Source organism: Nostoc sphaeroides (genome assembly GCF_003443655.1).
In the GTDB taxonomy this organism is placed as follows: Bacteria; Cyanobacteriota; Cyanobacteriia; order Cyanobacteriales; family Nostocaceae; genus Nostoc; species Nostoc sphaeroides.
On sequence record NZ_CP031941.1, the window covers coordinates 1,451,849 to 1,465,978 of the forward strand.

A 14,130-nucleotide genomic window follows, 5' to 3' on the forward strand; every position below is an offset into this window, starting at 1 on the left:
AGGGACTCTGTTACCAGAAATTATGAATTATGAATGAACAATTATTTGGTCAAGAAGCAAACAGTATTGACCGTAACTTTACAATACAGTGTTCAGCCCTGTAAGCTGCTAGCTAATGGGCTTAGGGCTGATAGCTAATTATGGAACGGCGCACGTTTTTAAACAGAATCGGCTCAATACTCGCGGTATTGGGGGTAACTGAAGCTGAGTGGTTGTCTTTGGGAAATCGCTATTATCAGGCTTTGGCGCAACCCAGTCCGCGCAAGTTGGCATTGTTAATAGGTATTAACCAATACCCAAGAATTCCAGCCCTCAGTGGTTGTCTGACGGATGTGGATTTACAAAGAGAACTTTTGATTAACCGCTTTGGTTTCCAAGGGTCAGATATTTTAACCTTAACTGAGGAACAAGCTAGCAGGGAATTCATTGAGGCAGCTTTTTTAGATCACTTGGGCAAGCAAGCTAAAGCCGATGATCTTGTCGTCTTCCACTTTAGCGGTTATGGCAGCCGTGTAAAATTAGAGACATCGCCAGAGACAATGCAAAATGCTCTAGTGCCAGCTAATGTGGGTGAATATACACAAAATGATAAAATCGTCAACTATATATTAGAAGAAACTCTACTGCTATTATTGCGATCGCTGCCCACAAACCGAGTCACAGCAGTATTGGATACTAGCTATGATGTTCCTAGCCCAGTCTTAGGGTTAAAAATTCGCGCCCTTCAGGAGTCAGTAGCAAAGCTAGCAGCAGAAGAACTGGACTTTCTCAAACAACTTAAAACTCAGAAATTATCCAGCACTCCAATTGTTTTAACAGCTACCTCAGAACCAAACCAGCCAGCAAGGGAAGGACTCTTTTCTGGTTTTAGTGCGGGGTTATTTACCTACGCCTTGACACAGTATTTGTGGGAATTCACCCCAGCTACCACAATTCAAGTCGCCCTGTCGTGTATGGAAAATTCTCTATACAAATTGGGTAGTAAACAGCAACCGGGGTTATTAAGTAGTGAGAAAAATCAACGTGTAGAGACGTTACATGTAACGTCTCTACAGCCAGACAGCATCATTGGTGCAGAAGGCGTAGTGAGTGCTATTGAAGAAGACGGTAAAACAGTCTATCTGTGGTTGGCAGGATTACCTCCACAAGTGCTGCTATACTACGGAGTTAATTCTCGATTTACATTAGAAACAACAGAGCAATTAGTATTGCGATCGCGCACTGGGTTAACTGCAAAAGCCCAAATTTCCAAAATTGAAAGTGCAAATCCCCTAAAAGTTGGGCAACTCGTCCAAGAAGCAGTCCGGGTTTTACCGCGAAATATTCATTTAACAATAGCTTTGGATACTAGATTAGAAAGAATTGAGCGGGTAGATGCGACAAGTGCCTTTGCTGGATTTTCCCATGTATCCACCGTAATAGCAGGAGAAAAACCGGCCGATTATATATTTGCCAAGCTAGAGGAAATTCCTAGTCGTTATGGTCTATTTTCTCTTGGTGGCGAACTAATTCCCAATACCATCGGGGAAGTAGGAGAAGCAGTAAAATTAACAGTGCAAAGGTTAGCGCCAAAATTATCAACCCTGTTTGCAGCCAAGTTATGGCGACTTACAGAAAATCAAGGTTCTTCCCGCTTGCCTCTCAAGGCAACCTTAGAAATAATTAGCGGTATATCACCACAGGTGGTGATGCAGCGTGAAACAATACGAACTTTCAAACCTGAAACTTCGATAAAAAAATCAGTACAGACGCGATTAATCGCCTCTCTCCCCACTGCGATTGTGCCTATCGGTAGTCGAATGCAATATCGAGTGGAAAACCAGAGCGATCGCCCAGTATATTTAATCTTACTGGGATTAAACAATAATCATACAGCAGTTGCTTTCTACTCTTGGGAAACCCCTCAAGAAGCAAACACTGCCGACACCAAGCCCCTCATCAAACAAGTTGTCATCCCCCCAGGTGAAAGCCTCACCCTACCGCAAACTAATGCTGCTTCCGAATGGCTGATTTCAGGGCCAGCTCGCTTTTGCGAACAACAACTAATTTTTAGTACTGCCCCCTTTAGCGAAACTCTCGCCGCCTTGAGTACTGCTAAGTATTCCACAGCCGAAGAACGGCCGATTGGTTCATTGTTGAATCCCTTAGACGTTGCACAAGCCTTGCTACAAGACTTGCATAACGCCAGCGCCCTCAAAGCGGAAATGAACGGCACAGCAGCCGACTCATATATCTTGGATGTGAATAATTGGGCAAGTCTTAGCTTTAGTTTTCAGGTTGTGTAAACAACGATATGATGCAATACAGTTCAGTTAAGCATTTTTCTCTTCTCTCTGTTTCCTCTGCGTCTCTGTGGTTCGTTAAAAAAATTGACTTTGATAAAAAGTTTTAGCCTTAACCCAAGCGTATTGATATTTAGTCCTCTTAAGAGGACTTGAGCTATTAGCCTCGGAATTTATTCCCAGGCGGGTTAGCAACCAAACGGAAGATTTATTTGATGTTGGTAATGATAAATCTTAAAAAGGGAGGTTGGGGGGATCTTAAAAAGATTAAAACTTAACTTAATCGTATTGGCTCATCTCTAGTAAAACTTTTTTATATCAGCATAAGCTAGAGTTTTATATCACTTTAGTTCTACTCCTCTTGATTGCCCTGAGTGTTCAAATTGAGTATTTAGATCATAAGGTATGAACTAGAAACCATAAAATCTCTCAATTGGATTCAGTCGCCAGCAGGATGAAACTGAGCACAATATTTTTTACACTATTAAATAAACCTTATAAACAACCTGGAAACAGCGTATGCCTCTTCACAAACTTGAACATTTTGACCCAAACTATCGAGAAACCTTTGACGGAGACGACGTTAGAGCTTTGGATCTTTACACCGAAGGAGGAGACAGAGTTGGCTCAGTGGCGGATGTTTTAGTTGATGACGAGGGGCATTTCCGGTATTTAGTTATTGATACAAGCTCAGATTTTTTGGGTAAGAAAATATTGCTACCAATTGGTCTTTCCCGGATAGACTATCCTGCAAAACGCGTCTATGTTGATGGGTTAAGCAGACATCAAGTAGAAGGTTTAGTCGAGTACAGAGAAGACATGGTTGTTGATCATGATTACGAAGAAAATGTCCGTCGTGTATTTCGTTCTCCAAGTAGTGGTGTAAATTACGATCGCAATACATACAATTACCAGACAGAACCAGCTTTATACGGGTTGAATGAGCAAGCTCATCAAACTTTTAGACTCTACGAAGAACGATTAATTGCCAGCAAATACCGGATCAAAACCGGAGAAGTAACGGTTGGTAAACATATTGAAACAGATACTGCAAGCGTTACAGTACCTATTCAAAAAGAACGAGTTGTAATTGAGCGAGTTGTGCCAACAGAAGCAGGAAAGGTTGTAGATCCCAATGAACTTAAGTTCCAAGAAGGGGAAGTAGCACGGATAGAAGTATACGAAGAAACCCCTGAGATACGTAAAGAAGCCTTTGTGCGTGAAGAAGTCCGGGTTAAGAAAGTAGTAGAACGAGAGACTGTGGAAACACAAAGCACCATTCGTCGAGAAGAGTTAGATGTTGATACTGAGGGTAATTTACAGGTGCAGGAACATGATACTCCTACACATGAAACTATTTAAGTAGCTGGTCAATAAGTTTGTTTGGTAGATTTATCTGAAATAATCATGCAGGCAAAGTTAATTTTTATCTCTGCCTGTGTTTTTGTATTAAACAACAAGATTCCCGACTTCTTAGAGAAATCGGGAATTTAACGCTTTAAAAATTTTTCCTTTTAAGTAACGATATAGAAACGTGAATTTTCTTTACTCTGACATCAGATAATATTATCTATAACTTTTGATAATTTAACTTTTAAAATAATTCATTCGCCAGAAGGAGGGAAATAAGTAATTAAATAGCTACTTTAGTTATTAGGAGATGGGAAGAAAAGTTTTGAGGAAAATATAATGGTACTTTACAAATTACAAGATTTTGAGCCTAACTATCGCGATACATTTGAAGGTCACGATATTAATGGACTTGGGGTTTATACACAAGGAACTGATGAAAAAGTTGGTACTGTCAGCGATGTTTTAGTGGATGAAGAAGGTCATTTCCGCTATCTAGTCGTTGATTTAGGCTTCTGGATTTTTGGTAAAAAAGTGTTACTACCAATTGCTCGTACCCGTATTGACTATAATGTTGATCGCGTCTATACAATTGGCTTGACTAGAGAGCAAGCAGAAGATTTACCCGAGTTCAGTGAACGCGAAGCGCTTGATTATGATTATGAAGAACGGGTGCGTGGGGTATATCGCCAACCCGCAGACTACGTACAACCTGTAGATGCATCATTACCATTGGAAGCGATCGCACCACTGGATGGAACCTATCAGCAGCCGGTTACGCCAACTTACAATCGTGATAGCTACAATTACGAACAAGAGCCTTCTTTATTCGGGTTAAATGAGCAAGATCATCAAACTTTGAGATTGTATGAAGAACGGCTAATTGCCAGCAAACGTCGCCAAAAAACTGGAGAAGTAACGATCGGTAAGCACGTTGAGACTGATACTGCACGCGTTGCAGTGCCAATAGAAAGAGAGCGAGTTGTAATTGAACGTGTAACTCCAGCAGATGCAGGTACTGCCGTTTCTGGGCGTGAAGCAGACTTCCGTGAAGGCGAAGTTGCTCGCATAGAAATTCACGAAGAAACTCCTGAAATTCGCAAAGAAGCATTTTTGCGTGAAGAAGTCAGAGTTAGAAAAGTGGTTGATCAAGAGACAGTTGAAACTCAAGAAACCGTGCGTCGTGAAGAGTTAGATGTGAATTCTGGTAATCTTCCCATTGAAGAACGCTAAATAACAGAGTCATTAGTTACTAAGGGAACTCCAAAAAATAAATTATTCCACATTAAAGTCGTTGACTGTTGACTGAAAATTCGTGAACCGTCAACGGTCAACAGTGAACAATAGCAATGGAATATTTTTTTACTTGGAAGTCCCTAACTAATGACTAATAATTAATTCGACACAGTACAGGTGAGGCTGTAAAATTAGCTTTACCTGTGCTTCCAATAACTAATACAACTTTAGATTTTGGATTGCGAATATTAATATGGGTTAGATAAATACTGTCGCAAACATTATCTAAATGGTATTTAGATAATCAATACATTTAATTTAGCTAACTAGAAAACAATTCATAAACTTTGCACTATGAATAGCCAACCGATGACAAAAAACATTGGACAGGCAAACTCGGACTCTCAGACTAGCACCTCATTAGCAGATTTAAGAAAGAAGGTGAATAATTTTGCTGTGTTCGATCAGCAAGGCCAGCTAGTAGGAGTAGTTCATGACTTAATTGTGGATGCTAATCGCCGATTAAACTTAGTTATATCTAATCAAGTCAATCAACAAACTCTAGAATCTGGTCAGCAGTTAGCTGATAAACATCCTTCTTTATTTAGGTTGCAAAGCCAGAGAATAAAAAAAATAGACAAGCCGACTAAATCTGTTTTCATAGACTTAAGTAAATCAGAAATCGAATATATGCCTGAATATTTAGAAACAGAAACACCAGGCGATAGCACAATATCAGAAAACTCAACTGAGCAATTAGGTAATTATCAAACTACAAATAGCCCAGTTGAGCCAGTAAATATAGATGAGGCTACGGAAGAACAGATTATTCGTTTACTAGAAGAACGACTAGTTGTTGAAAGCAGTAAACGTAAAGTTGGTGAGGTGATTGTTCGCAAAGAAATCGAAACCCGGATGATACAAGTTCCTGTCCGGCGCGAAAAGTTGATTGTAGAACAAATTAGCCCAGAACATAAACAACTTGCAGAAATTGATTTAGGAGAAGAGGAAATTTCTGGTATTGACTTAACGGAAGTAGAAAGACTTGAAGTTCAGCATTTTGGCAGTGGTTTAATGGTAAGTGGTGAATTTAGCTCACCTAAAACTGCTAGTTTATTGTTGAATGCGATCGCACTAGAGCAAAATCACGGCTGCAACCAGGTGCGAGTGACCATCGCTGTTGAAGATGAGTCACACCAGAAAAAATACCAGGAGTGGTTTGACCGATGTTCTAAAGGTCAGCAACCAAACCCTGAAAAATGAATTAGTTTCTCGCTGATTGTTAGGGTGGGCATTGCACACCCTCTTTTTTTTTGCTGATTTAAGAAAAGAAAGTTGAAATTTCCGTTCCCTTACAGATAATACCATTTCATATAATAATGATACAAACACGTTCGTAGGGGCATGGCATTGCCATGCCCTTACGATAAATCTACAGCAGATTGCAAGTTGGTGAGGTACAGATAATTGTAAGGGCATGGCAGTGCCATGCCCCTACGGGTGTACCTCATTTACCTGAAATACGCTGTATATGTATCAGGATTTTCGGGAATTGGTATAAGTGCAATGTCTCCAAAGCAACTTAATTTACAATACTAAGCAGTTGCCGTTCTTTTGGCTACTTGCCATGAAATTTCGACTGAAGAGACTTTCACTGAAGAAAAAACAGCGTCTGATCCCACCTATTCAGATTCAAGTTCGAGATGGAAAAGTTGAGATTATGGGTATGGGTGCATGGCATTCTTACTGGCGCGATCCCTACCATCTGCTGCTAACGATTCCCTGGACTGGCTTTATAATCCTGATTTGTACTTTCTATATAACTATTAATGCTCTATTTGCCCTAGCTTACTTGATCGGAGGAGATTGTATTGCTAACGCCCGACCTGGCTCTTTTTTAGATGTCTTTTTCTTTAGCGTGCAAACCCTAGCATCCATCGGCTATGGGGCAATGTATCCTAAAACAACTTACGCCAACATTATTGTCACCATTGAAGCAATGATCGGTTTGGTGGGAATTGCTGTGATGACGGGACTAGCGTTTGCTCGATTCTCCCGACCTACAGCCCGTGTGCTTTTTAGTCGTGTAGCAGTGATTACACCTCATAATGCAATGCCTACTCTCATATTTCGCAGCGCTAATCAGCGTCGCAATATGATTCTGGAGGCGCAGATGCGAGTCTACTTAATGCGCGACGATATAACCTCAGAAGGGCAGTTCATGCGTCGGTTCTACGACCTGAAACTGCTGAGGAACCAAACACCTAGCTTCACCTTAAGCTGGTCGGTGATGCATGTCATTGATGAGTTTAGTCCTTTATATGGGATGACACCAGAATCGTTAACCCAGACAAATACTATACTAATCGTCTCTTTGAGTGGCATTGATGAAACGGTTGCACAGGTTGTCCATGCCCGTCATACTTATGGTGCTAATGATATTTTGTGGAATAATCAATTTGTCGATATCTTCCATCACACACCCGATGGACATCGCTACATTGATTACAACCGCTTCCACGATGTTTTACCTTTAGATGAAAACAGTTGAAATGCCTGAAAGTTACTTTACAGTCTGATTGAGTGGAGCTTGTAAGGGTTTAACGACAACCCGACCATTTTCAACTACAGTGCAACTTTTAACCATGCTCTTGCTGGGGTTAACTGGCACATCCTGGCATTGGTTTTGGTGAGAAATATTTTGCTCCTGTTGTTGATTGAGGACGACAACACAAGAGGGGCAGGAGGAAAAGGACATATAAAATATTTTGATCTCTATATCTATTATCGCCTTACTGATGCTATTTGGCTGAAAAATTTGTGTGGGTTTTTGTAATGAAAAAATTTCTGAGATACCTGGGTTTAGGTTTTCTATCTACGTTTTTGACTGCAACTCCTGGATTGGGAGCTGAACGCATTAACTTTTATTACCCTCCCTTCGGCGAATTCTCCTTGTCTGTGGACTCGCTGGAAACTTTTGCAAAAGTTGGCAAAATCGATCAAGATTTTTCATTTTATGCTAGCCGTGCTACGCCCCAACAACTCGCTCAACTGCGGGAGCTGCTTCAGCAAAGGTTCAATGTCACTCCTACATTAGTATCTCAAGTTACCTACTCACCTATAGGCGAAGAAGTGGTGCAACAGCTAGGAAAATTACTCCTCACTGAGTCTCGACAGAATGGCTTCTATGCCATACGTGCCTCTTTGATTTTGGCTGCTGCCGATCGAGAAGGTTTAACGGTTGTAAATTTGCTGCGGAAATTTCCTAGCAATACTGTCCGGGTGAATTTTACAGAGGGGTTAAAGATAGTTGATGACTTGTCACAATTGCTCAAAAAAAGAGATGAAGTTTTTGCCTCTCTTCAAAAAGAAGCGATCGCTCAATCAGCCAATTCAAAAACTGACTTATCACAACAGCCAGATTTGCGATCGCCTGGAAAATTTCGCTGGCAGAAAAAAACCTTCGAGCTAAATGACTTTTCTCGCAATCGCCGTCTACCCGTAGATATTTATCTGCCGGAAGCCGGTTCACAAAACACTAAAGAACTTTCCTCGCCTCCCTTTCCTCTGATTGTAATTTCTCATGGCCTCGCCTCAGACCGCTCTACCTTTGTCTACCTGGCTGAACATCTAGCATCATACCGTTTTGCCGTTGCTGTACTGGAACACCCTGGTAGTAATGCCGAACGCTTTCAACAATATTTTGCGGGTTTGGCAGGAGCGCCAGATCCAACAGAATTTATCAATCGACCTTTGGATATCAAATATCTCCTCAATGAACTCGAACGTCTGGACAAATCTGATCCCAGCCTCCAAGGAAAACTCAATTTTCAGCAAATTGGCGCGATCGGTCAATCCTTTGGTGGTTATACCGTTTTGACTCTAGCAGGAGCAAAGATTAACTTTAACCAACTGAGGCAAAACTGTAATTCTAATTATTCATCCTTTAATTTGTCGCTCTTGTTGCAGTGTGAAGCAAATAAATTACCCTTAAGAAATTACGAACTCAAAGACGATCGCATCAAGGTGATCATGGCGATTAATCCAATTGACAGCTTAGTTTTGGGTGAGGCCGGAGTGAGTCAAATTAAAATTCCGGTAATGCTGGTAGCAGGTAGTCAAGATATTTTTGCCCCACCTGTATTTGAGCAGATTCGCCCCTTTACCTGGCTTTCTAACTCCAATAAGTATCTAGCTTTGATCGAAAACGCCACCCACTTTTCGGCGATCGGAGAAACTACTTCTGGAAATAATGTCTTACCAGTGCCAGCTGCCTTGCTGGGCCCCGATCGCGCCCCTGTTTATTCCTATCTCAACGCCCTCAGCGTAGCTTTTTTGTCAACCCATCTCCTTAACCGCCCTGAATACCGTTCCTATTTACAGCCTTCCTACGCCAAATTTATCAGTAAAGAACCGCTTAATCTCAGTATTTTACAGTCGTTGTCGGCAGATCAATTCAATCAAATTTGGAATGGATCAGCCCCTTTGGAGAAGTCAAAAGTTGACCCTGAGCGCAGTCGAAGGGTCAAAAGTCAAATTAAGGATTAATTTCTTCACAAAACCATTCTTGATTTTCATCCCGGCGATAAAACCTTCTATTTTGTGGTTCGCCGCGTAATTCTAAGTGGTCTAGTTGCACTGGATCGAGTAGCAGTAGACAAAAATTAGGCAATGGCTGCACGGGGTCGGGTGCTGGTGGTGTAAAAGCTTCTGGGTTTTCAATGGGTTTACCAGGATGCGGCCAAGCAAACTGTAAACGTGCAGCATCACTCAGTTCTTGCCAAATGGAAATGCGGGCTGGCTGTAAATCTTGGTGCGAATCATCATTACCTACCAGAGTCAAACAGCCAGTGATTCGGAATTGTTCGCGTGTATTGGGGAAGTACCAGCAAACTTCTGCCCAAGGTTGTTGCTGTATCTGGTCGGCTTTAGCGCTACGAGTATCAGTAATAAATTTTAGCTGGTTTGTATCTTCTAGAAAACCGCGAAAGACTAGGGTACGATTAGCGGGACGACCGTTCGGCTGCACTGTTGCTAGTTGGAGGTAACGGGCATAAACAAGGCTGCGGTTGCGATGGAGTGCATGAGCGATCGCGCTTCGCCAAGGAGCAAGAGTCATTATAAATTTCCGTACCTAATTATTGAGTATACTACTGTTAACAAAAGAAAAACACAAATTTTCTAAATATATATAATAAATGGTTACAATTCCAATAATAGATTTAACTGCCTTTAACAATGGCAACACAATAACTCGGCAAAATATTATCAAACAAATCTATCAAGCTTGCCATGAAATTGGCTTCATTTACTTGCAGAATTCAGGAATATCAAAAGACATAATCAGGCAAGTATTTACTTACAGCAAATATTTCTTCAATTTACCCTTAGAAGTTAAGCAAAAGCAAGCTTGGAGTGATGAGTTTAATAATACAGGATACGTCGGTATTGAGAGAGAACGTCTTGACCCGAACAAACCAGGCGACTTGAAGGAGGCGTTTAATGTAAACAAACAAGCGGCTATAAAAATAGATGCTTCTATTGTCGCCTTTTATGATAGTTGTACAGAACTTGCTAACACAGTGTTACAAGCTTATGCTTTGGCGTTGGAATTGCCAGAAGATTTTTTTATAAAAAGACACAATCAACAAAATCATACCTTGCGATCGCTCCATTATCCCCCATTGCAGACACCACCCAAACCCGGACAGGTACGTGCTGGTGAGCATTCCGATTATGGCAGTATTACTTTACTTTTCCAAGATGACGTTGGCGGGTTGGAAGTACAGACAGCATCTGGTGAGTGGATTGCTGCACCTGCGATCGCTGATACTGTGGTAGTTAATACTGGCGATTTAATGCAACGATGGACAAATGATATGTTTTGCTCAACCAAGCATCGGGTAATGATTCCCAGTAATAACAAAGTGAAGCAGTCCCGTTATTCTATCGCTTTTTTCTGTCATCCTAATGATGATACAGAAATAGCTTGTCTGGAAAGTTGCCAGAAAGAGAAATCGCCTATTTATCCCCCTATCTTGGCGGGAGAATATCTTTTAAGTCGTTTACAAGCAACTTATGGTAATTCGTAATTCGTAATACTTCGGCTACGCTCAGTACAAGTTCGTAATTCGTAATTAAAAAAGATATTTATAGCAACAGCCAACGTGGTTAAGACATTAACAGATGATAAAACTTAGACACAACAAGACTTTTCACCCAATCCCCAGTCCCCAGTCCCCAGTCCCCAGTCCCTTGCTATAATATGAAAACCTACGACTGGATTGTGGTTGGCGGTGGGATTGCGGGTGCTGCACTGGCTTATGAATTAGTAAAAACAGGTTTTGCTGTTCTTTTGTTGGAGCAATACGGCACACCACAGAATGCAACTCGTTATAGTTATGGTGGGCTTGCTTATTGGTCGGGTACTACACCAGTAACTAGTCTATTGCGTGAAGAAGCGATCGCGCGTTACCATATCCTATCTCAAGAGTTAGACGCTGATATCCAGTTTCGGGAACTAGATTTATTACTTACTATTTCAGCCGCTAATGACCCAGAAGCAACGGCTGCATCATATAATCATTTTGCCATTCCACCCTGTTTATTGAGTGTCCAAGAAGCTTGTGAGTTGGAACCATTGCTAAATCGAGAGGCGATATCTGGTGCTTTAACTGTCAAACACGGTCATATCCACCCAGAAAAAACATCACTTGCTTATATCCAAGCCTTTCTGCGTGCTGGGGGTGAAATGCAGATTACTCAAGTATTGCAAGTACTGCAAGATGGTGTAAAAACAACTACTGCAACTTTCCACAGTGCAAAGGTTGTCATCTGTGCGGGTGGACTCAGCCGCCAGCTTTTAAAATCTGCTGGTATTCCCGTCAAGCTGTATTTTACCCACGCAGAAATTATTGAAACTCCACCTGTGGATGTGCAGTTACGCACCTTAGTTATGCCAGCTAATCTGCAACGATTTCAACTAGAAGCTGAATCTACTCAAGTTGATGAATTGTGGAATCAACCAGGTAATGAGCCAGTACCGCCAATTTTAGATGCGGGGGCGATTCAGTTTCAAGATGGTAGCTTTCGCATCGGTCAAATTAGCCGCGTTCTCACAGATCCTTATGCCAAGGTAAACTCAGAGGCGAGTGAAAAGTGGTTGCGAAAAAGTGTCGGTGAAGTTTTACCAGCTTTGGAGAATTTACCAGGAACTTGGCATCATTGCTTGGTGGCATTTAGTAGCGATCGCCTACCCTTGATTGGTACTATCCCAGGTATGAAGAGCGTTTATCTATTCTCTGGTTTTAGCAATCCTTTGGTGATTATACCACCTTTGGCAAAGCGCTTTGCTAATTTTGCATCTGGCAAGGAAGATGAGATTATTATCCAGCTATAGGACTCATATTTGATTTTTGAACAAAACTCAGTACACCTTTATTCTTTGTTCCCAGTCCCCAGTCCCCAATCCCCAGTCCCTTACCTCTACAAGTGATTCAGAAATCAAATCGGATTGCTATATCTCTTCATCGCGGACAATAATTTCACAATCCTAAGCTTAACAAAGATTAATATTGTAAAGTTATTTTTTTGTTACAAAATCATCTATTTTGTATAATAAGTAACTTTTTACTAGTAACTTATCGCACTATCATCACACTTTAAAGTTTAATATTGTCAGCTTTGTATTGAGTTGGTTGATTGATCAAGAGGAAAATTCATAAAAAGATGAGAAGACAATTTAACAGACGTAAGTTTTTAATCTACGGTTCTTTAACTTTTGGAAGCAGCTTTTTTCTGAAGGCTTGCGCGAATAATTCCCCAACTGCTCCAGAGAGTCCAGCCGCATCTCCTACTGCATCTCCAGCTGCGACTGGTGGCACAATCAAAGTAGGTATTTTGCACTCCCTTAGTGGCACAATGGCTATTAGTGAAAAAAGCGTTGTCGATGCTGAAAAATTAGCAATCAAAGAAATTAACGCGAATGGTGGTGTCTTAGGTAAACAAATTGAAGCAGTTACCGAAGATGGTGCTTCTAACTGGGATACTTTTAGAGAAAAGGCAACTAAGTTAATTGATCAAGATAAAGTCACTGTAGTTTTTGGTTGTTGGACATCTGCTAGCCGCAAGAATGTGAAGCCAGTATTCGAGAGCAAAAATCACATGCTCTGGTATCCTGTGCAATATGAAGGTCAAGAGTGTTCTAAAAATATTTTCTACACTGGTGCTGCGCCAAATCAACAAATTGAACCATCTGTTGATTGGCTGTTAAAAAATAAAGGCAAAGAATTCTTCTTAGTTGGTTCTGACTACGTTTTTCCCCGCACTGCTAACACAATTATTAAAGCCCAATTAGAAGCTTTGGGCGGAAAAACAGTTGGTGAGGATTATTTACCTCTTGGCAATACAGAAGTTACGCCTATCATTACTAAAATAAAACAAAATTTGCCCAATGGTGGCGTGATTTATAACACCCTAAATGGTGATAGCAATGTTGCTTTCTTCAAACAATTGAAAGGGGCTGGATTGACACCAGAAAAATATCCCTCTATGTCTGTCAGTATTGCTGAAGAAGAAGTAAAAGCAATTGGTGTAGAGTATCTCAAAGGTCACTATGCAGCTTGGAACTATTTCCAAACAGTAGACACGCCTGCTAATAAGAAGTTTGTCGCAGCTTTCAAGAAAGAGTACGGTGAAAATCGGGTAACAAATGACCCAATGGAAGCAGCATACATCGCCGTTTATTTGTGGAAGCAAGCAGTAGAAAAAGCTGGCACTACGGACATAGCGAAAGTCAGTGCTGCGGCCTATGGTCAAACTCTTGATGCGCCTGAAGGTAAAGTGACAATGGATGCCAATCATCACATATCTAAAGTTGTGCGGATTGGTCAAGTTAGACAAGATGGTTTGTTTGATATTGTTTATGCTACTCCGACAGCCGTTGAGCCGGTTCCTTGGAATCAATTTGTCAAAGAGACTAAGGGATTTGCTTGTGATTGGAGTGACCCGGCTAAGGGTGGTAAGTACAAGAAAGCCTAAATAATTCGTAATTCGTAATATTCTCGTTTCCAGGTTCTACCTGGAAATGCACGTCATTGGGCTGCTGCCGCAAGTCAGGAGGCGGAGCCTCTAAGATGGCATTCCCAGTCGGAGACTGGGAACGAGGGACGAGGCAAACGAGGCAAATTCTCGTTTCTAGGTTCTACCTAGAAATGCACCTCATTGGGCTGCTGCCGCAAGTCAGGAGGCGGAGCCTCTAAGA

The 14,130-nt window shown here is 41.3% G+C and carries 11 protein-coding genes; 9 read left to right on the forward strand and 2 right to left on the reverse strand.

Translation table 11 applies throughout. The features are described 5' to 3' along the window. The first annotated feature begins 140 nt into the window (after positions 1 to 140). The 5 genes from D1367_RS06750 (at position 141) to D1367_RS06770 (ending at position 7,419) form a co-directional block, all read left to right on the forward strand. The gene (locus D1367_RS06750; protein ID WP_118164973.1) at positions 141 to 2,285 is read left to right on the forward strand and encodes a caspase family protein; all 2,145 of its coding nucleotides are present in this window, start codon (positions 141 to 143) and stop codon (positions 2,283 to 2,285) included. Between the two features lie 516 nt (positions 2,286 to 2,801). Further along, a complete protein-coding gene (locus D1367_RS06755; RefSeq protein WP_118164976.1) occupies positions 2,802 to 3,644 on the forward strand; it encodes a DUF2382 domain-containing protein in 843 nt (280 codons plus the stop codon). Positions 3,645 to 3,971: 327 nt separating this feature from the next. Next, positions 3,972 to 4,865 carry a DUF2382 domain-containing protein gene (locus D1367_RS06760; protein WP_118164980.1) on the forward strand — a complete coding sequence of 298 codons (894 nt, stop codon included), beginning with the start codon at positions 3,972 to 3,974 and terminating at the stop codon, positions 4,863 to 4,865. 372 nt (positions 4,866 to 5,237) lie between these two features. Next, the gene (locus D1367_RS06765; protein ID WP_228674611.1) at positions 5,238 to 6,131 is read left to right on the forward strand and encodes a YsnF/AvaK domain-containing protein; all 894 of its coding nucleotides are present in this window, start codon (positions 5,238 to 5,240) and stop codon (positions 6,129 to 6,131) included. Positions 6,132 to 6,495: 364 nt separating this feature from the next. Then, positions 6,496 to 7,419 (forward strand): ion channel, encoded by a 924-nt coding sequence (locus D1367_RS06770; protein ID WP_118164986.1) that lies wholly within the window; start codon positions 6,496 to 6,498, stop codon positions 7,417 to 7,419. A gap of 12 nt (positions 7,420 to 7,431) precedes the next feature. On the opposite strand, the gene D1367_RS06775 is transcribed toward D1367_RS06770, so the two are convergent. Next, a complete protein-coding gene (locus tag D1367_RS06775) occupies positions 7,432 to 7,626 on the reverse strand; it encodes a hypothetical protein (protein ID WP_118164991.1) in 195 nt (64 codons plus the stop codon). A gap of 77 nt (positions 7,627 to 7,703) precedes the next feature. On the opposite strand from D1367_RS06775, the gene D1367_RS06780 reads away from it, so the two are divergent. Further along, positions 7,704 to 9,416, forward strand: coding sequence for an alpha/beta hydrolase (locus D1367_RS06780; protein ID WP_118164994.1), 1,713 nt, complete (start codon positions 7,704 to 7,706; stop codon positions 9,414 to 9,416). Here D1367_RS06780 and D1367_RS06785 read toward each other — a convergent pair. Beyond that, the gene (locus tag D1367_RS06785) at positions 9,406 to 9,987 is read right to left on the reverse strand and encodes an Npun_F5749 family FMN-dependent PPOX-type flavoprotein (protein ID WP_118164997.1); all 582 of its coding nucleotides are present in this window, start codon (positions 9,985 to 9,987) and stop codon (positions 9,406 to 9,408) included. The two genes, D1367_RS06780 and D1367_RS06785, sit on opposite strands and share 11 nt — an antisense overlap. Before the next feature lie 79 nt (positions 9,988 to 10,066). On the opposite strand from D1367_RS06785, the gene D1367_RS06790 reads away from it, so the two are divergent. From D1367_RS06790 to urtA, 3 genes are all read left to right on the forward strand, one after another. Beyond that, a complete protein-coding gene (locus D1367_RS06790) occupies positions 10,067 to 10,960 on the forward strand; it encodes an isopenicillin N synthase family dioxygenase (RefSeq protein WP_118165000.1) in 894 nt (297 codons plus the stop codon). A gap of 173 nt (positions 10,961 to 11,133) precedes the next feature. Then, entirely contained in the window at positions 11,134 to 12,267 is a 1,134-nt protein-coding gene (locus D1367_RS06795; protein ID WP_118165003.1) for an NAD(P)/FAD-dependent oxidoreductase, read from the forward strand. A 329-nt stretch (positions 12,268 to 12,596) separates the two neighbouring features. Further along, entirely contained in the window at positions 12,597 to 13,907 is a 1,311-nt protein-coding gene (gene urtA / locus D1367_RS06800; protein WP_118165006.1) for an urea ABC transporter substrate-binding protein, read from the forward strand. Positions 13,908 to 14,130 lie beyond the last annotated feature (223 nt).

Excerpts from the sequence above, each read along its gene's own strand:
- D1367_RS06785 (WP_118164997.1), bottom strand. The coding sequence starts at position 9,987 with ATGACTCTTGCTCCTTGGCGAAGCGCGATCGCTCATGCACTCCATCGC.
- D1367_RS06780 (WP_118164994.1), top strand. The coding sequence starts at position 7,704 with ATGAAAAAATTTCTGAGATACCTGGGTTTAGGTTTTCTATCTACGTTT.
- D1367_RS06760 (WP_118164980.1), top strand. The coding sequence starts at position 3,972 with ATGGTACTTTACAAATTACAAGATTTTGAGCCTAACTATCGCGATACA.
- D1367_RS06790 (WP_118165000.1), top strand. The coding sequence starts at position 10,067 with ATGGTTACAATTCCAATAATAGATTTAACTGCCTTTAACAATGGCAAC.
- urtA (WP_118165006.1), top strand. The coding sequence starts at position 12,597 with ATGAGAAGACAATTTAACAGACGTAAGTTTTTAATCTACGGTTCTTTA.
- D1367_RS06770 (WP_118164986.1), top strand. The coding sequence starts at position 6,496 with ATGAAATTTCGACTGAAGAGACTTTCACTGAAGAAAAAACAGCGTCTG.
- D1367_RS06775 (WP_118164991.1), bottom strand. The coding sequence starts at position 7,626 with ATGTCCTTTTCCTCCTGCCCCTCTTGTGTTGTCGTCCTCAATCAACAA.
- D1367_RS06755 (WP_118164976.1), top strand. The coding sequence starts at position 2,802 with ATGCCTCTTCACAAACTTGAACATTTTGACCCAAACTATCGAGAAACC.
- D1367_RS06795 (WP_118165003.1), top strand. The coding sequence starts at position 11,134 with ATGAAAACCTACGACTGGATTGTGGTTGGCGGTGGGATTGCGGGTGCT.
- D1367_RS06765 (WP_228674611.1), top strand. The coding sequence starts at position 5,238 with ATGACAAAAAACATTGGACAGGCAAACTCGGACTCTCAGACTAGCACC.
- D1367_RS06750 (WP_118164973.1), top strand. The coding sequence starts at position 141 with ATGGAACGGCGCACGTTTTTAAACAGAATCGGCTCAATACTCGCGGTA.